The following is a 25,075-nucleotide window of genomic DNA, read 5'->3' as shown; positions in this document are numbered from 1 at the left end:
TTACTCCCACGCCTTCAGCGACGACAACCCGATCGACTCTGGGATCTGGTCAACCGACAGCCGCTTGCGGAACACCCAGTACGTCCAGGCCTGGTACGCGATCACGATCGGGGTGACGACCACCGCGGCGATCGTCATCACCGTGAGGGTGTAGTCGCTCGACGCCGTGTTCTCGACGGTCAGGTTGAACGCCGAATCGGTCGTCGACGGCAGCACATTCGGGAACAGGCACGCGAAGAGCGAGGCAACCGTACCGGCGATGGCAATCGCGTTGGCGGTGAACGCGATTCCCTCTCTCTCGGCCTGCGTGGCGATCACCATGACAACCGCTGCGACGGCCGCGATCAACACCGGGATCCACGTCCAGCCGTTGCCGTAGGCGAACTGAGTCCACAGCAGGAAGACTGCCGCGACGACCAGCGTCGGAATGGCGAGCACCTTGGCGTACTTCTTCGAATCCTCTTCCAGCACACCACCGGTCTTGAGGCTGAGGAAGATCGCACCGTGGGTGAGGAACACCAGCAGCGTCGTGAGTCCACCCAAGAGACCGTAGGGGTTGAGAAGGTTGAAGAACCCGCCCGTGTACTGATGCGCCTCGTCGATCGGCAGACCACGAACGACATTGGCGAATGCGACGCCCCACAGAATGGCGGGAATCCACGAGCCGAGTCCGATACCGATGTCGCACCACTGCCGCCACTTGGGATTGTTAATCTTGCCGCGCCATTCGATCGAGACGACACGGGCGATCAGGCCGACCAGGATGAGGAACAGCGGCAGGTACAGCGCCGAGAACATGGTCGCGTACCACCCGCCGAACGCGGCGAACAGCGCGCCGCCCGCCGTCAGCAGCCAGACCTCGTTGCCGTCCCACACCGGCCCGATCGTGTTGAGCAGAACGCGACGTCGTTTGTCGTTGTCGGCTGCGTCGTCGTCAGCAGATACCTTGCTGTCGCCGCCGGTATGACTGCGTCCCAGGAACGGCATGAGCATGCCGACACCGAAGTCGAAGCCTTCGAGGACGAAGTATCCGACGAACAGAATGGCGACGATGATGAACCAGAGGTTTCCGAGCATCTCTCCCACTCCTCAGTACGCGAACGACAGTTGCTTGGGACCATCGGCATCGTGGTCGGTGACATCGTTGTCGAGCACCGGCGGGACGTCGTCGTGTGGACCGGGGCCCTCGATGATGTAGCGGCGCTGCAACAGGAACCAGACGACGCCGAGTGCGCCATAGAGGAGCGTGAAGCCGATCAGCGTCACCCAGACGATCGGGGCCGTGTGATTGGAGACGCCGTTCTGCACCAGCATGTGTATTCGCGTCGGGTCGAGGTTGTCCTGCCAGTTCGGCGCCACCACCCACGGCTGGCGTCCCATCTCGGTGAAGATCCAACCGGATGCGTTGGCCAGGAACGGAGTTGGGATCATCCACAGCGCAATCAAACCGAATTTGCGTGAGCTGATCACCTTCTTCTTCCGTGTCAACCACAGTCCGCCGAACGCGACGATGACCGATCCGAGAGCCCACGTGATCATCGCGCGGAATCCCCAGTAGGTGACGAACAGGTTCGGGGCGAAGTTCTGATTCGGTGGGACGCCGGGAGTGCCCGCCAGCTTCTCGGTGTACTCCCGCTGCAACTCGTTGACACCCTGGAGGGTCTGGTTGAAGCGATGAGTAGCCATGAACGACAACATGCCGGGGATCTCGATCACGTGGTCGATGTTGTCGCAGTTGTTCTGCCTACCGATGGAGAGCACGGAGAAGCCCGCATTCGTCTGTGTCTCACACAGTGATTCGGCGGCGGCCATCTTCATCGGCTGCTGTTTGAACATGATCTGCGCCTGGTAGTCGCCGGTGATGATCAGCAGTACTCCCGAGACGATCGCCACCCAGCACGCGAACCGGGTGACCGGGCGCCAGAGACGTCGTGCATCTCGTTCCAGATCCTCTGGCGTGGCGTCGATCTGGCTGGGCGACGTGGTCTTGGGCATGTCGGAGGTGTCGCCGGTCTTGATGGCCTCGCGCAACTTCTTGGCGCGCCACATGTTTCGAGCCATCCACCACGCGCCGATGGCCGCGACGAAGGTTGCCGCGGTCAACCACGCACCCACGATCACGTGTGGGAACGCGGCAAGAGTCGTGCTGTTGGTGATCACAGCCCAGAAGTTGTTCATGGCGGGGCGATTCCGCTCGTCGCTCCACTCGACGCCGACAGGATGCTGCATGAACGAGTTCGCGGCGATGATGAAGTACGCCGACGCGGTCACACCGATCGTGACCAACCAGATCGTCGCGAGGTGAATGGCCCGCGGCAAACGACTCCAGCCGAAGATCCACAATCCGAGGAACGTCGATTCGAGGAAGAAGGCGATCAGCCCCTCGAGTGCCAGCGGCGCACCGAAGACGTCGGCGACGTACCTGCTGTATTCACTCCAGTTCATTCCGAACTGAAACTCCTGCACGATGCCGGTTGCGACACCGAGGGCGAAATTGATCAGGAAGAGCTTCCCGAAGAATTTCGTGGCCCTCAGCCACTGCTCATTCCCGGTCTTGTACCAGACCGTTTGCATGATCGCGATCATCGGCGCAAGACCGATGGTCAGCGGAACAAGAATGAAGTGATAGACAGTCGTGATTCCGAACTGCCATCGTGACAAATCCAGAGCGTTCATCGCGTCTCGAATCTCATAGCCGCGCCCCCGGGCTGGGAGACGCGTCCTGGTACGAAAACACGAGCTTGCTACGACACCACGTAGTAGCTCGTTGTCGACGACGCTACGCTGGGCCGATCCTGGGGACAAGCAGCCAAAGGTCCCGTCGTCAGGATGAAGTTATGAGCCGTGTCTCACAGTGTCGCCGGCGTCTCGACGAGTACATCAACAAGGCAAAGCCGCCGACCTGCCTATTCTGAGTCATCGCAGATGGCACGGTCCACCAAATCGGCGAACTGCTCAGTATTCGACGCCACGGGCGTTACGTATCTATTAAGTGCGGTCACCCGAGCCGCCAACGTGACGCTACTCACGAGCCAAAACGAATCCGCAGCAATCAGGTCCGCGGTCCGCAGAATTCGCGTCTCGGTGCGCCAGCCCTCCTTCTCGGCCAATGCGAACGTGGCCCTCGCCGTGGTCCCGGGAAGAATGCCGACTTCGGTGGGAGGCGTGACCAACGTCTTGTCATAGACGGCGACGACCGTCGAACGCGGACCCTCGAGAACCGCACCCTCCGCGCTCAGGTAGATGACGTCGTCGAATCCCTGTGCCGTCGCGTGGCGCAGTGCCGCCATATTGGTCGCATAACTCAGCGTCTTCGCTCCGAGGAGCTGCCAGGGCGAGCTCGCAGCTGCATCGATCGAATAGCCACGGTCGAGCGTCACAACCGAGACACCGTCGCGTCGGACCGCCGTCACCCGATCGGCGACAGGTCCCACCGTCAGATACGCCGTGGGCGGACCGTCCGCGCCCGCACTCTCCCGGCCTCGCGAATAGACCAGGCGCGCAAGGCCCTCGGCACCCTGTGGCGCATCGGCGGTCCACTGCTTGGCCGCGACGTCGATCAGCTCACGCCACGCGTCGACGTCGGGCTCGGGGAGGTCGAGCATCGCCGCACTGCGCGTGAGGCGCTCGAGGTGCAGTCCGACGCACCGCGCGCGGCCCCCGCGCACGAGCAGCGTCTCGAAGATGCCGTCGCCACGCACCGCGGCGAGGTCGTCGGCGTGCAGGAACGGTTCGTCAGGCTCGTGGCGCTCACCGTCGAGGGTCATCAGGATCGAGTGCGACATAGTCCACGAGGCTAGTGCGTTCGCTGCGTAGAATCAGTGAGGTGGCGCCCTCCCCGATCTTGACCAGGTATTCCACCAAGGGCGCGGTCGCTGACCCGCACTCTCCCGCAGACGATTCGTCGACGACGCTCGCGTGGCATTACGGCGATCCCCTCGGCGAACAGCGAGCCGCCGTGCGCGGTGCCGTCATCATCGACCGCTCCGATCGTGCGGTGATCGAGGTCCCCGGCTCCGATCGCCTCGCCTGGCTGCACAACATCAGCAGCCAGCATGTGAGCCATCTCGCCGATCGACTCAGCGCCGAGTCGCTGTCCCTCGACATCAACGGGCGCATCGAAGACCACTTCGTCGTCACCGACGTCGACGAGGTCACCTGGATCGACACCGAGGGCGATCGCGGAACTCCGCTTCTCGACTTCTTCACCAAGATGATCTTCTGGTCCGACGTCGCACCCGCGGCCCGACCCGACATGAAGGTGCTGACCCTCATCGGCCCCGACGTGCTGCGCGGACCGATCGCCGAAGTCCTCGACATCGACCCCGACGCCGCGCCGTACACCGCGGGCGACCTCCCCGAAGCCCACCACGAAGAAGAGCCGCTCGGTTTCTGGCGCATCATGCCGCCGCTGTCGGAGGGGCCGCACGCATCAGGCGTACTGCCCGTCGTCGACCTCGTCGTCCCCGAGTCACAGATCGTGAGCTGGTGGGACACCGTGATCGAAGCCGGCGCACGTGCCGCCGGGAGCTGGGCATTCGACGCGCTGCGCGTCGCAGGCATGCACCCCCGCCTCGGGATCGACACCGACGAACGAACGATCCCCCACGAGCTGAACTGGATCGGCGGCCCGGAAGAGTTCGGCGCCGTCCATCTCGACAAGGGTTGCTATCGAGGCCAGGAGACCGTGGCACGCGTCCACAATCTCGGCAAGCCACCTCGACGACTCGTCCTGCTACACCTCGACGGCAGCGCCGACGACAAGCCCGAGCCGGGCGCCACCGTGACCGCGGGCGGCCGCACCGTCGGACGCCTCGGAACCGTCATCGACCATTTCGAACTCGGACCGATCGCCCTGGCCCTGGTCAAGAGTGGAATCGGCCCCGACGTCGAGCTCGAGGTCGGGGATGGACTGCCCGCCCGCATCGATCCCGACTCGATCAAGGTCGACGACCGGGTGCAGGCCGGACGGGCCGCGATCGACAAGCTGCGCGGCCGATGAGCGCATCGGCGAACGATCAGCCGCAGGAACTGCTCGGACATGTCCTGGCGGTCTGCGTCGCCGATCGCGACGTCGATCTGGGACGTGTCGGAGTGAGCGCGATCGACAAACGCCCCCAGCAGGGCAGGGTGGCCGTCGGCGACGAAGGCCTCATCACCGATCACGTCTGCGACAAGAAACACCACGGCGGACTCGATCAGGCCGTCTACGCGTACGACCACGCGGAGGCACACGAGTGGGCGACGACCCTCGGGCGTGAACTTCCTTACGGCTGGTTCGGCGAGAACCTCCGGGTCACCGGCCTCCCCGTGACCGACGCCCTGGTCGGCGAACAGTGGGCCGTCGGCGACGACGGGCTGCTCCTCGAAACCACGATTCCCCGTATCCCGTGCCGCACCTTCGCCGCGTGGGCTGACGAACCCCAGTGGATCAAGCGGTTCCTCGACCGCACAGACGTCGGCACCTACCTGCGGGTTCTCCACCCGGGCACGGTCGGCGCCGGCGACGACATCCGCGTCGTCTTCCGCCCCGACCACGGTGTGCGGGTGCGTCATCTGATCACCGGGACCGACGGCGATTCACTGCGTGCGTTGCTGGCCGACGACGACCTCGCACCCAAGGTTCGCCGCGAAGCCACCAAGAAGCTGGCTCGCGCATAGGCAGGGCAATCCACAGAATCCGTTTGGGCGCGCTAGACTGGTCAGCACGACAGATTCACTACCTAGAGAACGGGGCCGCCACTAGTTTGGCCGCCCCGTCATTGTGCGAGGGGGTCCCATATGGGCCGCGGCCGGGCGAAAGCAAAGCAGACGAAGGTTGCTCGTCAGCTCAAGTACTCCACTCCCCACACCGACTTCGACAGCTTGCAACGCGAGCTGTCGGGGTCGGACGATTCGGCGGACCGTCCGAATCCTGTGGACGAGTGGGCCGAAGAGGAGGAGTGGAAGCGCGCCTGACGCGTCCCTTCTCCTGCGGTAACCCGCACGACCTTTTATTCACGTCGGTGATGCGCTCGGCAGTCCCGTGCGCATCACCGACGATGCTTACTCCCAGGCTCTAGAAGCGGGGATGCTCTCCGACGACCGTCACCTTGGGGACGTCGTGGTTCTTCGGTTCCGGTGAACGCTTGATCGAGCCGAGCACCCAGTTGTCGACGTGGCGGGCGGTCAGCACTGCCAGCGCACGGTCGGTGTCCTCGGGCGCCACGATGGCGACCATCCCGACACCCATGTTGAATGTACGTTCCATCTCGGCCTGCTCGACGCGGCCACGCTGCGCGATGAGCGCGAAAATCGGTGCGGGCGTCCAGGTTCCACGTTCGAGCTCGGCGACCAGGCCGTCGGGGATGACGCGTGAGAGGTTCTCGGCGAGTCCTCCGCCGGTGATGTGCGCGAAGATCCGCACGTCGGTCTCCGCAGCCAGTGCGAGGCAGTCGCGCGCGTAGATGCGGGTCGGTTCGAGGAGCTCCTCGCCCAGCGTGCGCCCGAACTCCTCCACGTGGCCACTGAGATCCATATGGCCCCATTCGAGCAGCACCTTGCGCGCGAGTGAGTATCCGTTGGAGTGCAGCCCCGACGCCCCCATCGCGATCACGACGTCGCCCGCGCGGACACGTTCGGGCGACAGCAGTTCGTCGGCCTCGACGATCCCGACAGCGGTTGCCGAGAGGTCGTAATGATCGGGAAGCATCAGTCCCGGGTGCTCGGCCGTCTCGCCGCCGAGCAGCGCACACCCGGCGGCCACACAGCCGTCGGCGATGCCCGCGACGATTTCTGCGACGACCTCCGGGATCACCTTGCCGATGGCGATGTAGTCCTGCAGGAACAGCGGCTCTGCACCGCACACGACGAGGTCGTCGACGCACATGGCGACGAGGTCTTGTCCGACGGTGTCGTGCTTTCCGACCGCCTGCGCGACAGCGAGTTTGGTACCCACACCGTCGCTCGATGCAGCGAGGACCGGCTCACGGTAGTTGCCCTTGAGTGCGAACAAACCGGCAAACCCGCCCAGTCCGCCCATCACCTCGGGTCGCGTGGCGCGCTTTGCGTGCGGAGCAAACAGCTCGACGGCGCGCTCACCTGCGTCGATGTCGACACCAGCAGCCGCGTACGACGCTCCGGCATCCGTCGGCGTCGAGTCGCCCGTACTCGGTTCGTTGGCTACCGAATCCTTCTCGGACATGTAGGCGCGCACCCCTGTTCGCAATCGCTGATGGTCGGATCACACGCTACCGGAGAGCGCGCAAGCAGTCGCCACAGGCAGCAGTTCACACAGAGGGGCTCACGGGGTGAGGTTCACCGCAGCGCGGTCGCAGGAGGATGAGTTCAGGGCCGCAGGACAGCGCTGGCGTTGTCGTTCGGCACTGTCAGCGGATCGACGCGGCCGTCACCTGCGGCGCTGGCGAGCATCTGCTCGAGGACAGCCTTGCCCATCGAGGTCTCCTTGGGGAGTTCGATGGGATAGTTGCCGTCGAAGCAGGCCGCGCACAGCGACGACGCCGGCTGGTCGGTCGCGGCGATCATCTCGTCGATGCTGATGTAGCCGAGCGAATCGGCACCGATTGCCTGGCGCACGCCCTCGACCATGTGCTCCTCGGACTCCATGCCGTTGGCGATCAACTCCGCGGGCGACGCGAAGTCGATGCCGTAGAAGCAGGGCCACCGCACCGGACTCGACGCGATGCGTACGTGGATCTCGGCCGCGCCCGCTTCGCGCAGCATCCGGATCAGCGCGCGCTGGGTGTTGCCGCGGACGATCGAATCGTCGACTACGACGAGCCGCTTGCCCCGGATCACTTCCTTGAGCGGGTTGAGCTTGAGGCGGATACCGAGTTGGCGAATGGTCTGCGATGGCTGGATGAACGTGCGCCCGACGTAGGCGTTCTTCATCAGTCCCTGGCCGTAGGGGATGCCCGATTCCTGGGCGTAGCCGACCGCCGCGGGCGTACCCGACTCCGGCACCGGGATCACCAGGTCGCCGTCGGCAGGGAACTCCCTGGCCAGTCGCCGACCGATCTCCACGCGGGTCGAATGCACCGACCGTCCGTGGATCACGCTGTCCGGACGGGCGAGGTAGACGTACTCGAAGACGCATCCGCGGGGCGTCGGCTCTGCGAAGCGGGTGCTGCGCACACCGTCGGCGTCGATGGCCAGCAGTTCGCCGGGTTCGATGTCGCGGACGAACGACGCGCCGACGATGTCGAGCGCCGCGGTCTCGGATGCGACGACCCATCCCCTGTCGAGTCGGCCGAGCGACAGCGGTCGCACACCGTGTGGATCGCGAGCCGCGTACAGGGTGTGCTCGTCCATGAAGGTCAGGCAGAACGCACCGCGCAGCGTCGGCAGGAGTTCCATCGCGGCCTGTTCGATGCTGCTGTCGGCCGCGCCGTGCGCCAGCAACGCGCCGACGATGTCGGAATCCGACGTCGCGGCTCCGCTGGCGATTCCCAGCTCACGGGCGCGACTTGCCAGATCAGCCGTGTTGACGAGGTTTCCGTTGTGCCCCAGGGCAACTCCGGTGCCTGCGTCTGTGGTGCGGAAGATCGGCTGCGAGTTCTCCCAGGTGGTCGAGCCGGTCGTCGAATAGCGGCAGTGGCCGATGGCGACGTGACCGACCATGGCGCCGAGCGTCTGCTCGTCGAAGACCTGACTGACCAGACCGAGATCCTTGAAGACAAGGACCTGCGAACCGTCGCCGACCGCGATGCCCGCGGCTTCCTGGCCGCGGTGCTGCAGTGCGTACAGGCCGTAGTAGCTGAGTTTGGCGACGTCTTCGCCTGGTGCCCAGACACCAAAAACGCCGCACTCCTCGCGCGGCTCGTTCTCGGGTTCGTCCATTGCGTCCCGTGCGGGACAGGCATGCTGGGTAGGAGCCAGCAGGTTGGCGCTTGTGATCGAAAGATCCGGCATACGACGGGCTCCCTGGGCTGAACGTGGCGGCACGGGCTTCGCGTGACGAAGGTAACCACCGGCAAGTTTACGTGCCGGTAGCTCCTGATTTCCAATTGTGCAGCGGCGTGGCACCTGCGGTTATTCCACGTGTGAGCCAGCGCACGCGCACATCTACACCCGAACGAGCGGCATCCACGTGGCCACCTCGTCGGCCCTGCTACCCGACGAGGCGACCGCGCCGCGCGCGACGAGGTCGCCGAAATCGGCATCCCCGACGGCCAGCAGCAGCCACGACCTCGGATCGGTCTCGACAACGTTGGGCGGTGTCCCTCGCGTGTGGCGCGGCCCCTCGATGCACTGCACCGCCACGAACGGAGGCACCCGCACCTCGACGGAGTTTCCCGGCGCGATGTCTTCGAGGGTGCGCGCGGTCAGCCGCACGGCAGCTGCGAGTTCGGCTCGGCCGGGTGCGGGCAGGGTGTCGTCGCGCAACCAGGGCGCGACAGCGAGGACCGCCGCGCGGGCGGCCGCGGGGTCGATCGGTTTTCGCGCAGGCACCCCGCAATGATGCACCCGCCGCGTCGACGCCGATCCCGGTGCCCTCGGACAGTGTTGACCCGAATGGCCGGTGCGCGAGCACCCGGTTCGGGCACCATTGACCGCATGGGAACCGATGTGCCCGATCAGAAGTTCACCGGAGCCGACCGGGTCCGTTTCCGACGCCAGGTCTCGCGCGGTACCGAGGCGATCGCGCGCATGCTCTCCGAAGGACTGTTCACCGATCACGGCGCACCCCCCGAACCCCTGCTGGGCATGGAGGTCGAGCTCAACCTCGTCGACGCCGAGATGAATCCGGCGATGGCAAACGCCGCGGTCCTCGACGCCATCGCCGACCCCGACTACCAAACCGAACTCGGCCAGTTCAACATCGAGATCAACGTCTCGCCCCGCCCCTTCACCACTGACGACACCATCTCTCTCGAGCAGGCTCTGCGTACCTCGCTCAACCGGGCCGAGAAGCGGGCAGCAGCCACCGACAGCCATCTCGTGATGATCGGCATGCTTCCCACACTGCGCGCCGAACACTTTGCACACCATTGGATTTCGGCCAACCCGCGCTACGACCTGTTGAACCGACAGATCTTCGACGCACGCGGTGAGGACATCGAGCTGGACATCACCGGGGTCGCCCTCGACGAGCACCACGACGCCGAACATCTGCACACCGCAACGGATTCGATTCTCCCCGAGGCCGCCTGCACCTCCCTGCAACTACATCTACGGGTCGCACCTGAGGACTTCGCTGCGCATTGGAATGCCGCACAGGCGATTTCAGGTGTGCAGGTCGCCTTGGCGGGCAATTCCCCGTTCCTGGCCGACACCGCGCTGTGGCACGAGAGCCGCATCCCCGTGTTCGAGCAGGCAACCGACACCCGACCGCTCGAGTTGAAGAACCAGGGCGTACGGCCCCGGGTGTGGTTCGGCGAGCGCTGGATCAACACCATCTTCGACCTCTTCGACGAGAACACCCGCTACTTCCCCGCGCTGCTACCCGTGTCGTCCGACGAGGATCCCCTCGCAACACTCGACGCGGGAGGCATCCCGGCGCTCGACGAACTGCGGCTCCACAACGGAACCGTCTACCGCTGGAACCGTCCCGTCTACGACGTCGTCGACGGCCAGGCACACCTGCGCGTCGAGAACAGGGTGTTGCCCGCAGGACCGACCGTCGTCGACACCATGGCCAACGCGGCCTTCTACTACGGCGTGGTGCGCGGACTCGTCGAACAGGATCTGCCCCTGTGGTCACAGATGTCGTTCGACGCCGCCGCGGAGAACCTCCACGCCGGCGCGCGGTCGGGCTTCGACAGTCAGCTGTACTGGCCGAGCGTCGGGTGGATACGCCCGGACGAACTCACGCTTCGGCGCCTACTGCCGTTGGCCGAGTCGGGTCTTCGCTCGTTCGGGGTGTCGGACAAGGCGCGGTCGCGGTATCTGTCCGTGATCGAGGGGCGCTGCATCACCCGCCAGTCGGGAGCGGTGTGGCAACGTCGCGCGGTGGCCGCACGCGAGGCCGCGGGCGAGAGTCGCGACGCGGCGCTGCACCGCATGCTCGCCGACTACGTCACGTTGATGCACGAGGGCGAACCCGTGCACGCGTGGCCGCTTTCCTGAAGGCTTTTCCACTACGGCTATGCGCCGACTGTGACCGCCTTCGGCTGGCCCGCCACGAGTCCGCGCCCGGTGACGAGCGGCAGATCGAGCGCGGTAGCAAGACCGGCCGACGCCGCGACCACAGCGGGAACCGCGTTGACAAGACGCATAGCCGTCACGATCATGCCCGAGACGTTGTGATCGCCGTTCTCCCCGTGATGGGTGAACTCCACCTGCATCTGCGGTTCGCCGGACACGACGATGCGGTACGAGCCGTCACCCTCCGCGGGCTTCGGCCACTCCGGACACTGATCGGGATGTGTGCGAGTGACGTGCTCGAGCACGATCCGGTCGGTGCCGTCGACCTGTCCCGCGACCTCGAATCGCAGTGCTGCCATCGTGCCCTGCGGAATCTCGACCGACACCGTCGAGTAGTCACGATCAGCAGCCACCCGCTCGACGCGTTCGACGAGCGGTTCGTCGAGCGTGATGCCCAGGCCCGCCGCGAGCTGCCGGACGACACTCCCCCACGCCATCGACAGCACACCCGGCGTCAGCAGCAGCGGCGTGCTGTCCATCGGTTGGCCGAATCCGAACAGGTCGCGCATAACGACGGGTTGGTAGTAGGTCGAGTAGTCGGCGATCTCCATGCACCGGACCTCGTCGATACGCTGCGCGAGGCTCGTCATCGACAGCGGCAGCACGTCGTTGGCGAATCCCGGATCGATACCGTTGACGTGCAGCGTTGCACCTCCGCGGGCTGCCGCGGCCTCGACCTGCTCGACCATCGACGCCGGCAGGATGCCGTGCGGGAATTGCAGCACGACCGGCCCGCTCGACACCACGTTGATCCCCGCGTCGAGAAACCTGGTCAGGTCGTTGATCGACTCGACGACGCGATCGTCTGTCATCGCGGTGTGCACGATGCAGTCGGGAGCGAGAGCCAACAGCTCGTCGACGTCCGACGTCGCGACGACCCCGAGTTCGCGCCCGAGGCCTGCCAACTCACCGGCATCTCGACCGACCTTCGCGGGATCGGATACCCACACTCCGACCAATTCCAGATCGGGGTGGGCGTCGATTCCGGCGATCGCATGCTTTCCGACGGTTCCGGTCGACCACTCGACCACGCGCAGACTCATGCCCACCAAACTAGAACACGTTCCACATCGGCGGACGGTATTCGGGCAATGCCCTGCCGGGCGTAATGTCGGCATCGATGTCGAGCTCCGAATACTCCGCCGCATCCGCCCCGCCACCCATCGCGGTCACGCACGCGGGCCGTCGAACCAGGCTCAAGTGGCATCGGGCACGGAGACGACCATCCGACACCCCGTTCACGGCATCGCGGATCGTCGAGGCGATGCGGGTCGGTGCGAGCGTCGAAGTCGACCTTCTCATCCATGCCGAGCGTGGGTTCGCGGTGCTGCACGATCGCGACCTCGCGCACTCGACGACGGGGCGCGGAGACGTCTCGCACGCTTCTGCGGCGTATCTGCGCGGACTGACGTTGACCGACAATGTCGGCGACCCGACGGACGACAGCGTCGTGCTCCTCGAAGACCTCGCGACCATGCTCGACGGCATCGAGATAGCCGACGACGCAATGCTGCAACTCGATTTCAAGGAAGACGCAGCGGCCCTCGACGACGAGGCGCTCAGCATCTTCGCGCGGGCCGTCGAACCCTTCGCGGACAACGCGATCCTCTCGTGCGGCGACGCCGACGCCGTGACCGCCCTCTGCGACGCCGCGCCCGACATCCACGTGGGCTACGACCCGTGCCACCGCGGCGCGATCGGCCGTGTACTGCACTCGGGGGATTTCCGCGGCTTCGTCTTCACCGCCTGCCGCGACTCATCGCGCGCCGAAATCATCTATCTGGACCAGGAACTCGTACTCCGCGCCGCAGATCTGATCGCGGCATTCCACGCGATGAAGCGTGAGGTCGACGTCTACACCCTCGCGCGCGCCGATGCGTCGTCGATGGCCAGGTTCACGCGGCTCGTCTGGGGCTGCTGCCCGTAGGGCTGCCCACCATATGGAGGCTGGCCACCGTACTGGGGCTGCCCATACTGTTGCTGGCCGTACTGTTGCTGATCGTATTGGGGCTGCCCATATTGCTGGCCACCGTAGGGCGCCTGACCGTATCCGCCATCCTTCTTCAGCGGGTCGCCCTGCGGGTCATACGGGTTGGTCATCGGGATTCCTCTCGAGTTTGGTCGAGTGGAGCGTAACGGACACGGCCAACGGACACCCTATACGGGCCGTCGATTCCATTCGAAGACCCGACAGCAGGAACAACGCCCGGCGAGCAGTCTCAGCCGAACAGCTTCGGCAGCGTGCCCTCGTGCACGGCGCGCAGTTCGTCGAGTGTCACCTCGAACTGGTCCTGCACGGTCACCGAGTCGGAACCCTGATCGACGACACCGATACGCGTCCACGGCATCTGTCGGGCGGTGAGCATCGAGGTGAACCGCGACTCCTCGGTCCGCGGCACCGCGACCAGCACACGTCCCGACGATTCGGAGAACAGCCACACAAACGGATCAGCGTCTTCGGGAAGCAGGATGCGACAACCGGTTTCACCTGCGAGCGCGGATTCGACGACGGCCTGGATCAGCCCGCCCTCGCTGAGATCATGCGCAGCCGAGACCAAGCCGTCGCGTGAGGCAGCAGTCAGAATGTCGGCCAGCAGTTTCTCGTGGTCGAGGTCGACCTCCGGCGGCACACCGCCGAGATGGTCGTAGGCGACCTCCGCCCAGATCGAGCCGTCGAACTCGTCGCGCGTCTCGCCGAGCAGGATGAGCGTCTCGCCGGGCTCGGTACCGAAGTCGGTCGGGAGTCGACGATGCACGTCGTCGATCACACCGAGTACACCGACGACCGGTGTCGGCAGGATCGGCGTCGACCCCGTCTGGTTGTAGAAGCTGACGTTGCCGCCCGTGACCGGAATGCCGAGCTGGCGACACCCGTCGGCCAACCCGTGCACAGCCTGCTGGAACTGCCACATCACCGCCGGGTCCTCCGGCGAACCGAAGTTCAGGCAGTTCGTCACCGCGCGGGGGGTTGCACCCGACGCCGCCACGTTGCGATACGCCTCGGCCAACGCGAGCTGTGCACCCCGGTACGGGTCGAGGAAGGTGTAGCGCCCCGAAGCGTCGGTGGCCAAAGCGATTCCTCGACCGGTCTTTTCGTCGATCCGAATCACTCCGGAGTCGGCATGCTCGGCGAGCACGGTGTTGCCGCGCACGTACCGGTCGTATTGATCGGTGATGAACTTGCGGCTGCAGAGTGCGGGCGACTCGAGCAGGTCGAGGAGTGTCTGACGCAGTTCGTCGGGAGTCGACGGACGTTGCAGGGCCTCCGTGGTCGACTCGACCACACCGTCCTGCCAGTCGGGGCGGGCGACCGGACGCTCGTAGACCGGACCCTCGTGCGCGACGGTCCGCGGCGGGACGTCGACGACGGTCTCACCGTTCCACGTGATCACCAGGTTGTCGCCGTCGGTGACCTCGCCGATCACGGTGGCGAGCACATCCCACTTGCGGCACACGGCGAGGAAGGCGTCGACATTCTCCGGGGTGACGACCGCGCACATGCGTTCCTGCGACTCGCTGGAGAGCACCTCCGCGGGTGTCATCCCCACCGCGCGCATGGGAACCTTCTCGAGTTCGATCTTCATGCCGCCGTCGCCGGCCGATGCCAATTCCGATGTGGCACATGAAAGTCCGGCGCCACCGAGATCCTGGATACCGACGACCAGCCCCGCGTGATAGAGCTCGAGGCAGCACTCGATGAGCACCTTCTCGGTGAACGGGTCGCCCACCTGCACGCTCGGCAGCTTCTTGCGATTGGGGCCGGACTCGCCGGTGTCGTCGAAGGTCTCCGAGGCGAGCACCGACACACCGCCGATGCCGTCGAGTCCGGTGCGAGCACCGAACAGGATGATCTTGTTCCCGGTTCCCGACGCGAAGGCCAGTTGCAGGTCTTCGGTGCGCAGCGCACCCGCACACAGTGCGTTGACCAGGGGGTTGCCCGCGTAACTCGAGTCGAAGACCGTTTCGCCGCCGATGTTGGGCAGTCCGAGCGAGTTGCCGTAGCCGCCGACACCGCGGACCACTCCGTCGAGCACGCGTCGCGTATCGGGGGCGTCGGCCCTGCCGAAGCGGAGCTGGTCCATCACCGCGATCGGGCGGGCACCCATCGCCATGATGTCGCGGACGATGCCACCGACACCGGTCGCTGCGCCCTGATACGGCTCGACGTAGCTGGGATGGTTGTGCGACTCAACCTTGAACGTGACGGCCCAGCCATCGCCGATGTCGACGACACCCGCGTTCTCACCGATGCCCGCGAGCATGCCCGAACGCATCTCCTCGGTGGTGGTCTCACCGAAGTAGCGCAGATGCACCTTCGACGACTTGTAGCTGCAGTGCTCCGACCACATCACCGAGTACATGGCGAGTTCGGAATCGGTCGGGCGGCGACCGAGGATCTGCTTGATCCGCTCGTACTCGTCGTCCTTGAGTCCGAGTTCCTTGTAGGGCTGGGGCTGATCGGGGCTGTCGACTGCCCGTTCGATTGAATCCACAGACGTTGAATCCACAGACACGGTCTCCACAGGATCGCTCACCTGCCAGATTCTACCGCCCGGCCCGCATCGGGCTCGGACTGTGTCGACCGCGACCCGAGCGCACGACACAACGGCTACGGTGATTGATCTACGCGAAGCGGTTCAATCGGACTTTTGGGGGGGATGATGACCGACGTCCGCAAGGCGCGGCAGCTCTTCGAGCTCGGGGTGCTCTCACTTGGGATCCCCGTCGAGGGCACCGACCCGGTCGACAACAAGGCGCAGGCAACAAAGGCATTCACGCGCGCCAGCGAGTGGGACCCGACCATGGCCGACGCCTGGCTCGGTCGCCTGGCCTGCGGCGACGCGTCGAACGAGGTGCTCTTCGCGCTCTATCGACACAGCGACCGCATCGGAGCGGAGCAACGCAGACTCGGACTGCCGCCCCGAACGCTTGTCGGGCGGTGGTACACCGGCATGTTCCTCGACTACCCGCTTACCGACGCCGTCGAGGCTGCGGCCGCCTACGCAGCGACCCTGATCGCGGGCGACGACTTCGCGGGAGCACGTGACGTCGTCGACGCGATTGCCGAGCAGCGTCGAACTCCGATCGTGACGTTCATCGAAGCCGTGCTCTACTTCCGCACCGGGCGATGGCCGGACGTGTTGTCGACGCTCGCGCGCTCAGAACAGTGGCACGACCCCCACATGAGCGCCGTCGCCGACTATCTGACGGGCACCGCCTGCGCGCAGCTCGGAATGAGCGCCGAAGCCATTCGACGCCTCGAACGAGCCATGTCATGCGCCATTCCCGCATGTGCGAGCCGGGCGATGTACACCTACGGGCTCACACTGCGCGGCGAGGGCAAACAGGCGCAGGCCACATCGATGCTCGAGCAGGCCTTCGCCAGCGATCCCTCGTTGACCGCGGCTGCCGACGCACTCCGGTCGCCCGCGACGCGACTGACCGTCACCACCGCCGACGAGATCGCGGCGCGGACCGATCCGTGGGATCCCGCGTCCGCCCCGACGACTCCACCAACACTCACATCACCGGACAAGTCCGACGAGGCGTCGCAGACCGCGGAAGATCTGGTGAGTGCCGCACAGGCAGAGCTCGACGCCCAGATCGGACTGACATCGGTCAAGGAGCAGGTCGCCAAACTGCAGTCGGCGGCGACGGTCGCCAGAATCCGCGCCGACCGGGGTCTCTCGACGTCGGCGCGCAGCCTGCACCTGGCGTTCACCGGGCCGCCCGGCACCGGCAAGACAACTGTCGCGCGCGTGATCGCCAAGATGTACTGCGGGCTCGGATTCATCAAGTCCGACAAGGTCATCGAGGCCACCAGACGCGATATGGTCGGCGAACACCTGGGCAGCACAGCCATCAAGACGTCGGCGCTGATCGACTCGGCCATGGACGGCGTCTTGTTCATCGACGAGGCGTACACCCTTGTCCAGCAAGGACTCTCCGGTGGCGACGCCTTCGGACGCGAGGCCGTCGACACCCTGCTGGCTCGCATGGAGGACAACCGCGACCGGCTCGTGGTGATCATCGCGGGCTACGACGCAGAGATCGACAGGTTCCTCGCCTCCAACGACGGCCTCGCGTCACGATTCGCCCGACGCATCCGCTTCGAGTCGTACACCCCGCGGGAGTTGGCCAGCATCGGCGACTACCTCGCGCGGCGCCGTGATTCGATACTTACCCCCGAAGCTGCGGCCGAGATCGAGCAGGCGTGTGCACCGCTCTATGAGGATGTACGCGAAGCCGGTGCGGGAACGCGGCGGGGAATCGACCTCGCGGGTAACGGCCGCTTTGTGCGGAACATCGTCGAATCTGCCGAGGAAGAGCGCGAATATCGGCTCACCGCAGGCGATCTGGGCTCGCTGTCAGCCGAAGACCTGATGCGGATCGAAGCAAGCGACGTGCGCGCCGCTATCGCGACTCTGATGTCGGGGTTGGCTCTGAACTCGTGACCTCGATGATCGCGTCGCGCAACTCCGGCAGGCAGATCACGAGGTCGGGCAGATAGGTGTCGTCCTGGTTGTAGACCAGCGGCGAGCCATCGATTCGACTGCACCACAGACCTTTTGCCTGAGCGACGGCAACCGGTGCCGCGGAATCCCACTCGTACTGCCCACCCGCGTGCACGTAGGCGTCGGCCTCACCGCGCACCACGGCCATCGCCTTCGCGCCCGCTGAACCCATCTGCACGACCTCGCCGCCGATCGCGTCGGCGACGGCCTGCGAGAAAGCGGGCGGACGAGAGCCACTGACGACGACGCGCGGGGCGTCACCGCGCGGAACCTCGGCGAGACCCTCGGTCGGCGCCACGGGCGTCTCGTCGTCGACATAGGTGATCCCGAGCGCGGGCAGCGCGACGGCACCGGCGATGAGCGTGCCGCCGCCGGTCGACGACCAGAGCGCGACGTGCACAGCCCAGTCCTTCCGGCCCTCACCGGATTCGTCGACGGCCCCGTATTCCCGTGTGCCGTCGACGGGGTCGACGATCCAGACGCGCGGCGAGATCAGCCGGGCTTTGTCGTCCGTCGACTCCTCCGAGAGGACAGCGTCGTCGGGGCGATCGGTGGCGAGGCGGGCGAGCAGGAAGTCGTTGGAGCGTCGATCTCCCTCGTCGCCGAGCGCGCGGCCGGTCAGGCCGCTGTTCGCGCGGATCTCGAGAAGCAGTTTACCTGCTGCGGTCGCCAGTTCTCCGGCAAGGCTGCGGTCGTCCACTCGTTGCCCCTTCCACCCTCTCGCCCAGGCGCCGGGATGCGCCTGCGCGCGCCGGCCACGCCGACGCCTGCTGATCGTAGACCGAGAGCTCGGCGCTCATAGCCCGAGAAGTTCGAGAACAGCGGCAGCCGTCTCCGCTGGCAGCCCGTCGGTCGGCCGGATCACGACATCTGGTTTCTCGGGCCGCTCGTAGGGCGAGTCGATCCCGGTGAAGTGACTGATCTCACCGCGCCGTGCACGGGCGTACAGGCCCTTGGGGTCGCGGCGTTCGCACTCCTGCAACGACGTGTCGAGGAAGATCTCGTAGAACGGCAGTGCGCGTTCGTCGTGAATCTCGCGGGCACGCTGACGCTCCGCCGCGAACGGCGAGATCAGCGAGACAATCGCGACGGAGCCGGAATCGGCGAACAGTGCCGCGACTTCTGCTGTGCGCCTGATGTTCTCGCGCCGATCGTCGTCGCCGAAACCGAGGTCGGAGTTGAGGCCGTGTCGGAGATTGTCTCCGTCCATCAGATACGCAGGTCGCCCCTGCGTGACCAGTCGACGCTCGAGTTCGATTGCCACAGAAGACTTTCCAGAGCCCGACAATCCGGTGATCCACAGGGTCCCACCACGGTGGGGGCGCTGCTCCCGCGACACTTTGCTGGCCTGCCACACGACGTTCGGGTTCAGATCGCGCTCATTGCCCGCCGACTGCCCGCCGTCGCCCCCGTCTGCGTTCATTCTGTCGTCATCCCCGTCGCGCCCACCTTCATCTCGCTGCTGACGCCGAATGGTCTCAGCTTGCCACGTCACGGTCGTGTCACAGCTCACAATTCCAGCTAACGATTCGGCCGTATTGCCCGAATTAACCGTCGTGCATCGCCGCACATCCCGACGCGGCGGCGTTCCCGCCAACGTTTCGCATCCGGAACCCGATCGAGGACTACACCATGCATCATCGACACACAATCCGCACCCGCGTCGCAACTGCACTTGCAGCCGCCGGGGTCGCCGCGTCGTCACTCGCCGCCCTCAGCGTCGGCTCGGGTACCGCCCATGCCGAAACGGTCGCGCCCCTCGAACGGTGTTGGGGCATCAGCCCGAACATCGTCGACCAGCCCTACAGCACCGCGCGACTGTTCGTCTCCCAGACGGGACCGGGCACAGTCACCGCCGCTGTCCGCGACATCTCGTCCTTCTGGACATTCAGCGGAGGATACGAATCCGCCGGGCGGCTCGACTGGCACAACTTGAACAACAACCGAAAAGGGACTGCCTTCAACACGGCAAAGATCGCCCTCTTCGTCGGTGGACCCACCTTCGCGCTCAACACCGGCCCGGGCAAGGTCCGGGTCACGCTCAGCGCGGTCAACCGCAACGCGCTGTGGGCAATCCCCACCACCGCCTGCAGCGGAACAATCACCGTGCGCTAAACCCCTGGCGCTACCCACCACTGCACACTGCAGGAACCGCACGCGAGACTACCAACCAAGCATTTGCTAGGTTAAGCTCGTGAGCATGAGCGACGCCGTGATCCCCGCCCCGCTTGGTCCCGACGACCTCGGCCCGGACACCTCGCCGGTCGCCTACGAGGTCGGCGGTCCGGGTGGCGCGGTCGCCTACGTGACGCTGAACCGGCCCGAGTACCGCAATGCCCAGAACTCGGTGATGACGTACTCGCTCGACGCCGCGTTCCGCAAGGCAGTCGACGACCCCGACGTCAAGGCGATCGTGCTTCGCGCGAACGGCAAGCACTTCTCGGCGGGCCACGACATCGGCACCCCGGAGCGTGACTTCGACACGTACTACGACAACGTCGCCGCCCTGCACTGGGACCACACAGACAAGTCGGGAGCCGATCAACGTCTCGCCCGCGAGACCGAGGTCTACCTCGGGATGTGCCGACGGTGGCGGGAGATCCCGAAGCCGATGATCGCGGCCGTGCACGGCGCATGCATCGCGGGCGGCCTGATGCTCGCGTGGGTATGCGACTTCATCGTCGCCTCCGACGACGCGTTCTTCTCCGATCCCGTTGCACGTATGGGTATTCCGGGCGTCGAGTACTTCGCACACGCCTACGTGCTGGGTCCACGTCGCGCCAAGGAGATCCTCTTCACCGGCGAACGCTTCACCGCGACACAGGCAGAACAGTGGGGCATGGTCAACCACGTCGTCGAGCGGGATGGCCTGGGCGCCAAGGTCGATGCGATCTGCGAGAACATCGTCGCGATGCCGATGCAGGGACTGTTCTTGTCCAAGAAGGCGGTGAACATCTGCGAGGACCAGATGGGCATGCGCACCGCGATGGACTCGGTATTCGGCTGGCACCATTTCGCGCATTCGGCCAATGCCGAATCCTCCGGTGGGGATTCGCTCGGTGGCATGGATGCCAAGTCGATGAAGGCGTCCGCGGGTTCGACGTCGAACGGACGCTGACCGATGGACCTGACGTTCGACGCCGCCGCTGACGAGTTCCGCTTCGAGGTGCGCACCTGGCTCGCAGATCATGTTCCCGCACAACCACTTCCCTCGATGGACACCGCCGAGGGCTTCGAGGCGCACCGGGAGTGGGAGCGCACAATGGCCGCCGACCGCATGTCGGTGGTGAGTTGGCCGGAGGAGTTCGGTGGCCGCGACGCCCCGCTCCTGCACTGGATCATCTTCGAGGAGGAGTACTACCGTGCCGGCGCACCCGGCCGAGTGAGCCAGAACGGCATCTTCCTCTTGGCACCAACACTTTTCGAGCACGCACATCCAGAACAACTGGCCCGAATCATGCCTCGTATAGCACGTGCCGACGACATCTGGGGCCAGGCCTGGAGCGAACCCGAAGCCGGCAGCGACCTGGCCTCGCTGCGCTCCACGGCCACCCGAACCGACGGTGGCTGGCTCCTCAACGGCCAGAAGACGTGGAGTTCCCGATCGAGCTTCGCCGACTGGGCATTCGGCCTGTTCCGCACCGACAAAGAGGCGCAACGCCACCGGGGACTCACCTACTTCATGTTCGACCTCCACAGCCCGGGCGTCACGGTGCGGCCGATCCCTCAACTCGACGGCGAGCCGGGATTCGCAGAAGTCTTCTGCGAGAACGTCTTCGTCCCCGACGACCCCGCCGACCCGGCGAACTCCGGCGTCATCGGCGACGTCGACAACGGGTGGCGGGTCGCGATGAGCACCGCCGCCAACGAGCGGGGGCTGTCGTTGCGTTCGCCAGGTCGCTTCCTCGCCACCACGGATCGCCTCGTCGACCTGTGGAAAGCGCAGCGGGACAACGTACCCACCGCCTCCGGCGTCGATACACGCGTCGCCGACGCCTGGATCGGCTCGCGGGCCTACGAGCTGTCGACATACGCGACGGTCAGCCGACTCGCGGCAGGCGGGCAGTTGGGCATGGAGTCGTCGATCAACAAGGTCTTCTGGTCGCAGTGGGACATCGCGGCCCACGAGACAGCGCTGGAACTACAGGGCACCGACGCCGAGATCGACGACGCATGGATTGACGGCTACCTCTTCTCGCTGTCCGGGCCGATCTACGCAGGCACCAACGAGATTCAGCGCAATGTGATCGCGGAGCGCCTCCTCGGCCTCCCGCGCGGGGACAGGTGAACGATGGACTTCCTGCTGTCCGACATCCACGACGACCTCGCATCGAGCGTCGACACGCTCCTCACGAAAGCGGATGCGCCTGCCGTTGCCCGTGCATGGGCCGACGGTGATCGCTCTCCCGCGGCAGGTGTCTTCCGCCAGCTCGCCGACATCGGCGTCTTCGGCCTGCTCGTCGACGAGGAGCACGGTGGCGCCGGAGCAGGCGCCGTCGAGATGGTCGTCGCACTCGAACAGATCGGCCGCCACGCGCTCCCCGGGCCGATCGTCGAATCCGTTGCGGTGGTGCCGATCCTGCTGCGGTCGGCCACGGAGTCAGATGCGCTCGACGCTGCGGCATCGGGGCGGCTGAGTTCGGCGGCAATCGCGCCCCTTTCTCCGCGTGCAGCCGACACCGATGCTGCCGAGCACGTGTATGTCGTCGACAACGGCACATTGTCGCTCGCGACGGTCGACGACACAGCACAGTCGGTCGATCCCACGCGAACGGTGTCCACGGTGCGCGCGGCCGAGGTGATCGCAGACGGTGTCGATGGCGACCGAGCCGCACAGTTCGGAGCACTGTCCACCGCGGCTCAACTACTCGGTCTCGGCTCGACGATGCTCCGACTCGCATCCGACTACGCGTTGTCACGCAAGCAATTCGGGCGCCAGATCGGATCGTTCCAGGCGGTCAAGCATCACCTCGCCGACGTCGCGATCGCCCTCGAGATGGCCCGCCCGCTCGTCCACGGCGCAGCAGTCGGCATCGACGGCGGAGTTCCCGAGGGCGTCGACGTGAGCCGTGACATCTCCGCGGCCAAGGTTGCAGCGGCCGACGCCGCGTACCTGGCATCCCGGCGAGCTCTTCAGGTTGTCGGTGCGATCGGATACACCTCCGAACACGATCTGTCGTTGTACATCACCAAGACTCGCGCGCTGGTGAGCGCGTGGGGGACGCCGGCACAGCATCGCGCGCGGATTCTGGAGTCGCTGTGAGCACGACGACACACAACACGGCAACACACAGCACGGTATCCACCGAGGACCGGGATGCGTTGCGGCAGTCCGTCGCCGATCTTCTGGCCAAGCGATCCGACTCCACAGCGGTGCGCGCGGCGATGCGCACACCCCGCCGGTTCGACAGCGACCTGTGGCGCACATTGTGCGATGAGATCGGCGTGGCAGCTCTCGCGGTCCCGGAGGAGTTCGGCGGTGCGGGAGCATCGTTCGTCGAAACCGCAACGGTGCTCGAGGAACTCGGCGCGACGCTGAGTCCCGTGCCTGTCTTCTCGACGGCACTCGCGTCCGGCGCCCTGCTGCTCAGCGGCGATACCGACGCGTGCGCGCGGCTGCTTCCCGACATCGCATCCGGAGAACGCATCGCTAGTCTGTGCTGGGCGGGCGCGACGGGGTGGGACATCCCCGGTGTCTCCAGTGAAGCCGGATTGCTCACCGGCACAGCAGAGTTCGTCATCGACGGCGAGTCAGCCGACCTGCTGCTCGTCCTCGCCGGCACACCGTCCGGCATCACACTGCACGTCGTCGATGCCGACGCCGACGGTATCGAGGTGACCGCACTCCCCACCGTCGACCCGACGCGGCCGTTGGCCCGCATCACATTCGACGACACCGCGGCCACCGCTGTCACCGCAGCGGGCAACGTGGTGTCGCGACTGCGCACGCTTGCCTGGGCACTCCTCGCAGCTGAACAGGTCGGCGGCGCCGACCGCGCGCTCCGACTCGCCGTGGAGCACGCATCGTCGAGGACTCAGTTCGGCCGGATCATCGGGTCATTCCAGGCGCTCAAACATCGCATGGCCGACATGTACACGCTCGTCGAGTCGTCGCGATCGCTCGCACGCGCGGCCATCGAGACCGTCGTCGCCGACGACCCGAATGCCGCCGACCTCGCGGCCTCGGCCCACGTGTACTGCTCGGAAGCGTTCGCCACCGTCGCGGGCGAGGCGATCCAGATCCACGGCGGCATCGGGATCACCGCCGAACACGACATCGGGCTGTACTTCAAACGCGCCCACGGCAGCGCCCAGCTCTTCGGCCAACCACACGACATCGTCGCCGAGATGGTCGACGCCCTGCGCGGCTAGCCGAGCCGCCCGAGCGCTGGTCGAGCCGCCGCACCGCTGGTCGAGCCGCACCGCTGGTCGAGCCGCACCGCTGGTCGAGCTTGTCGAGACCACCCCACCGCTGGTCGAGCCCTACCGCTGGTCGAGCCTGTCGAGACCACCGAGCGGGCGGAAAGTGGTCTCGACTCGGGTGCTCGCTCCGCTCGCGCCCGCTCGACCAGCGGGGAAATCTCGCCTGTCGAGACCCGCTGGTCGAGCTCCCCACCGCTGATCGAGCCGCCCCTCCGCTGGTCGAGCTTGTCGAGACCACCAGTCGCAGCGGGAAGTGGTCTCGACTCGGGTGCTCGCTACGCTCGCGCCCGCTCGACCAGCGGAGAAGGCTTCGCTGCTCGGGCCGCGCCCCCCGCTGGTCGAGCCTGTCGCGACCTACCGCCTGCGCGGGGCCACGGCCGCGACGATCTTGTCAGCGGGACCCGCCAGGAAGAGCACCACCAGCCACCAGCTCCCCCACTGCGGCACCAGCAGCGACCCGACGAGCGCCACGACGAGCGCAATCACCGTGCCGACATCGGGAGCACTCGCCACCCACTCGTCGACGTCTTCGCCAATCGCCAACAGCTCCCGATGCCTCCTACCCCACTCGCTTATCGCCACCAGGCTCGACACCGACACCAGGAGCACCGCGATGTAGAACGCCGTACCCCACTTCAACGTCGGACCACTGATAAGCGAGGTGGCGAAGGGCAGCACGACGATCGTGAACAGCCACACCATGTGCAGGTTGAACAGCACCTTGTCGTAGGCGTCGAAGTACTCGATCATGCGATGGTGATTGCGCCACAGCACCCAGATCACGAAAAAGCTGATGAGAAATCCGAGTAGCTCACTGGAGTGGTCACGAAAAACCGCGACCACCGTCGTATCGCTCCCGATCTCCTTACCGATCTCGGCGAGAGGCAAGACCAACAGCGTGAGCGCAATGGCAACCACCGCATCGGCGAACGAGATCAATCGTCGAAAACCCTCAGCGGTACGTCGCCCTTCGGGTGCTGCCATGCCCCGAC

The 25,075-nt window shown here is 65.9% G+C and carries 21 protein-coding genes and 1 pseudogene; 11 read left to right on the top strand and 11 right to left on the bottom strand.

Annotation, left to right across the window (positions count from 1 at the left end; all coding sequences use genetic code 11):
• The 3 genes from cydB to ABW18_RS04255 all read right to left on the bottom strand — a co-directional run bounded on the left by cydB (window position 1) and on the right by ABW18_RS04255 (window position 3,785).
• Window positions 1-1,077 (bottom strand): cytochrome d ubiquinol oxidase subunit II, encoded by a 1,077-nt coding sequence (gene cydB / locus ABW18_RS04265; RefSeq protein WP_049698049.1) that lies wholly within the window; start codon window positions 1,075-1,077, stop codon window positions 1-3.
• Between the two features lie 12 nt (window positions 1,078-1,089).
• Window positions 1,090-2,676 (bottom strand): cytochrome ubiquinol oxidase subunit I, encoded by a 1,587-nt coding sequence (locus tag ABW18_RS04260; protein ID WP_049697748.1) that lies wholly within the window; start codon window positions 2,674-2,676, stop codon window positions 1,090-1,092.
• Between the two features lie 230 nt (window positions 2,677-2,906).
• Complete coding sequence (locus tag ABW18_RS04255) at window positions 2,907-3,785, bottom strand: aminodeoxychorismate lyase (protein ID WP_049697747.1); 879 nt, start codon at window positions 3,783-3,785, stop codon at window positions 2,907-2,909.
• 41 nt (window positions 3,786-3,826) lie between these two features.
• Between ABW18_RS04255 and ygfZ the strand changes: the two genes are divergently transcribed.
• From ygfZ to ABW18_RS22320, 3 genes are all read left to right on the top strand, one after another.
• On the top strand, window positions 3,827-5,002 hold the full coding sequence (gene ygfZ / locus ABW18_RS04250) for a CAF17-like 4Fe-4S cluster assembly/insertion protein YgfZ (RefSeq protein ID WP_049698048.1): 1,176 nt from the start codon (window positions 3,827-3,829) through the stop codon (window positions 5,000-5,002).
• Window positions 4,999-5,661 (top strand): MOSC domain-containing protein, encoded by a 663-nt coding sequence (locus tag ABW18_RS04245; protein ID WP_049697746.1) that lies wholly within the window; start codon window positions 4,999-5,001, stop codon window positions 5,659-5,661. Before ygfZ ends, ABW18_RS04245 begins: the two co-directional genes overlap by 4 nt.
• Window positions 5,662-5,781: 120 nt before the next feature.
• Window positions 5,782-5,958, top strand: a complete 177-nt coding sequence (locus ABW18_RS22320) for a DUF3073 domain-containing protein (RefSeq protein WP_005204191.1) — start codon at window positions 5,782-5,784, stop codon at window positions 5,956-5,958.
• Window positions 5,959-6,058: 100 nt separating this feature from the next.
• Here ABW18_RS22320 and purM read toward each other — a convergent pair whose 3' ends face one another.
• The 3 genes from purM to ABW18_RS04230 all read right to left on the bottom strand — a co-directional run bounded on the left by purM (window position 6,059) and on the right by ABW18_RS04230 (window position 9,450).
• Window positions 6,059-7,183 (bottom strand): phosphoribosylformylglycinamidine cyclo-ligase, encoded by a 1,125-nt coding sequence (purM, locus tag ABW18_RS04240; RefSeq protein WP_049698047.1) that lies wholly within the window; start codon window positions 7,181-7,183, stop codon window positions 6,059-6,061.
• A 143-nt stretch (window positions 7,184-7,326) separates the two neighbouring features.
• Window positions 7,327-8,910 carry an amidophosphoribosyltransferase gene (gene purF, locus ABW18_RS04235; protein WP_005204188.1) on the bottom strand — a complete coding sequence of 528 codons (1,584 nt, stop codon included), beginning with the start codon at window positions 8,908-8,910 and terminating at the stop codon, window positions 7,327-7,329.
• A gap of 153 nt (window positions 8,911-9,063) precedes the next feature.
• Window positions 9,064-9,450 (bottom strand): sterol carrier family protein, encoded by a 387-nt coding sequence (locus ABW18_RS04230; protein WP_049697745.1) that lies wholly within the window; start codon window positions 9,448-9,450, stop codon window positions 9,064-9,066.
• A 105-nt stretch (window positions 9,451-9,555) separates the two neighbouring features.
• Here ABW18_RS04230 and ABW18_RS04225 point away from each other — a divergent pair, with 105 nt between their 5' ends.
• Window positions 9,556-11,067 carry a glutamate-cysteine ligase family protein gene (locus tag ABW18_RS04225; RefSeq protein ID WP_049698046.1) on the top strand — a complete coding sequence of 504 codons (1,512 nt, stop codon included), beginning with the start codon at window positions 9,556-9,558 and terminating at the stop codon, window positions 11,065-11,067.
• 17 nt (window positions 11,068-11,084) lie between these two features.
• Here the strand turns inward: ABW18_RS04225 and ABW18_RS04220 are convergent, their stop codons facing one another.
• The gene (locus ABW18_RS04220; protein WP_049697744.1) at window positions 11,085-12,188 is read right to left on the bottom strand and encodes an NAD(P)H-dependent amine dehydrogenase family protein; all 1,104 of its coding nucleotides are present in this window, start codon (window positions 12,186-12,188) and stop codon (window positions 11,085-11,087) included.
• A 77-nt stretch (window positions 12,189-12,265) separates the two neighbouring features.
• Here ABW18_RS04220 and ABW18_RS04215 point away from each other — a divergent pair, with 77 nt between their 5' ends.
• Window positions 12,266-13,072 carry a glycerophosphodiester phosphodiesterase gene (locus ABW18_RS04215; RefSeq protein WP_049698045.1) on the top strand — a complete coding sequence of 269 codons (807 nt, stop codon included), beginning with the start codon at window positions 12,266-12,268 and terminating at the stop codon, window positions 13,070-13,072.
• Window positions 13,073-13,364: 292 nt separating this feature from the next.
• Here ABW18_RS04215 and purL read toward each other — a convergent pair whose 3' ends face one another.
• Window positions 13,365-15,668 carry a phosphoribosylformylglycinamidine synthase subunit PurL gene (gene purL, locus ABW18_RS04210; RefSeq protein WP_049698044.1) on the bottom strand — a complete coding sequence of 768 codons (2,304 nt, stop codon included), beginning with the start codon at window positions 15,666-15,668 and terminating at the stop codon, window positions 13,365-13,367.
• Between the two features lie 138 nt (window positions 15,669-15,806).
• On the opposite strand from purL, the gene eccA reads away from it, so the two are divergent.
• On the top strand, window positions 15,807-17,600 hold the full coding sequence (eccA, locus tag ABW18_RS04205) for a type VII secretion AAA-ATPase EccA (protein WP_049698043.1): 1,794 nt from the start codon (window positions 15,807-15,809) through the stop codon (window positions 17,598-17,600).
• Here eccA and ABW18_RS04200 read toward each other — a convergent pair.
• Together ABW18_RS04200 and cysC are read right to left on the bottom strand one after the other, a co-directional pair.
• A complete protein-coding gene (locus ABW18_RS04200) occupies window positions 17,560-18,360 on the bottom strand; it encodes a 3'(2'),5'-bisphosphate nucleotidase CysQ (protein ID WP_049697743.1) in 801 nt (266 codons plus the stop codon). The two genes, eccA and ABW18_RS04200, sit on opposite strands and share 41 nt — an antisense overlap.
• Window positions 18,361-18,456: 96 nt before the next feature.
• Window positions 18,457-19,026 (bottom strand): annotated as a pseudogene (gene cysC / locus ABW18_RS04195) (adenylyl-sulfate kinase); the annotation flags it as partial.
• 266 nt (window positions 19,027-19,292) lie between these two features.
• Between cysC and ABW18_RS04190 the strand changes: the two are divergent.
• From ABW18_RS04190 to ABW18_RS04170, 5 genes are all read left to right on the top strand, one after another.
• A complete protein-coding gene (locus ABW18_RS04190) occupies window positions 19,293-19,775 on the top strand; it encodes a hypothetical protein (RefSeq protein ID WP_049697741.1) in 483 nt (160 codons plus the stop codon).
• An 85-nt stretch (window positions 19,776-19,860) separates the two neighbouring features.
• Complete coding sequence (locus ABW18_RS04185; protein WP_049697740.1) at window positions 19,861-20,778, top strand: enoyl-CoA hydratase; 918 nt, start codon at window positions 19,861-19,863, stop codon at window positions 20,776-20,778.
• A gap of 3 nt (window positions 20,779-20,781) precedes the next feature.
• Window positions 20,782-21,948, top strand: coding sequence for an acyl-CoA dehydrogenase family protein (locus tag ABW18_RS04180; RefSeq protein ID WP_049697739.1), 1,167 nt, complete (start codon window positions 20,782-20,784; stop codon window positions 21,946-21,948).
• A 3-nt stretch (window positions 21,949-21,951) separates the two neighbouring features.
• Window positions 21,952-22,923, top strand: coding sequence for an acyl-CoA dehydrogenase family protein (locus ABW18_RS04175; protein ID WP_049697738.1), 972 nt, complete (start codon window positions 21,952-21,954; stop codon window positions 22,921-22,923).
• A complete protein-coding gene (locus tag ABW18_RS04170; protein ID WP_049698042.1) occupies window positions 22,920-24,032 on the top strand; it encodes an acyl-CoA dehydrogenase family protein in 1,113 nt (370 codons plus the stop codon). Before ABW18_RS04175 ends, ABW18_RS04170 begins: the two co-directional genes overlap by 4 nt.
• Before the next feature lie 405 nt (window positions 24,033-24,437).
• Here ABW18_RS04170 and ABW18_RS04165 read toward each other — a convergent pair whose 3' ends face one another.
• Entirely contained in the window at window positions 24,438-25,067 is a 630-nt protein-coding gene (locus ABW18_RS04165) for a TMEM175 family protein (protein WP_049697737.1), read from the bottom strand.
• Window positions 25,068-25,075: the final 8 nt, after the last annotated feature.

It is taken from the genome of Gordonia jacobaea, from assembly GCF_001186365.1.
GTDB lineage: Bacteria > Actinomycetota > Actinomycetes > Mycobacteriales > Mycobacteriaceae > Gordonia > Gordonia jacobaea.
Note: the sequence above shows the minus strand (reverse complement) of the source record. Positions and strands in the feature narration are given on the sequence as shown.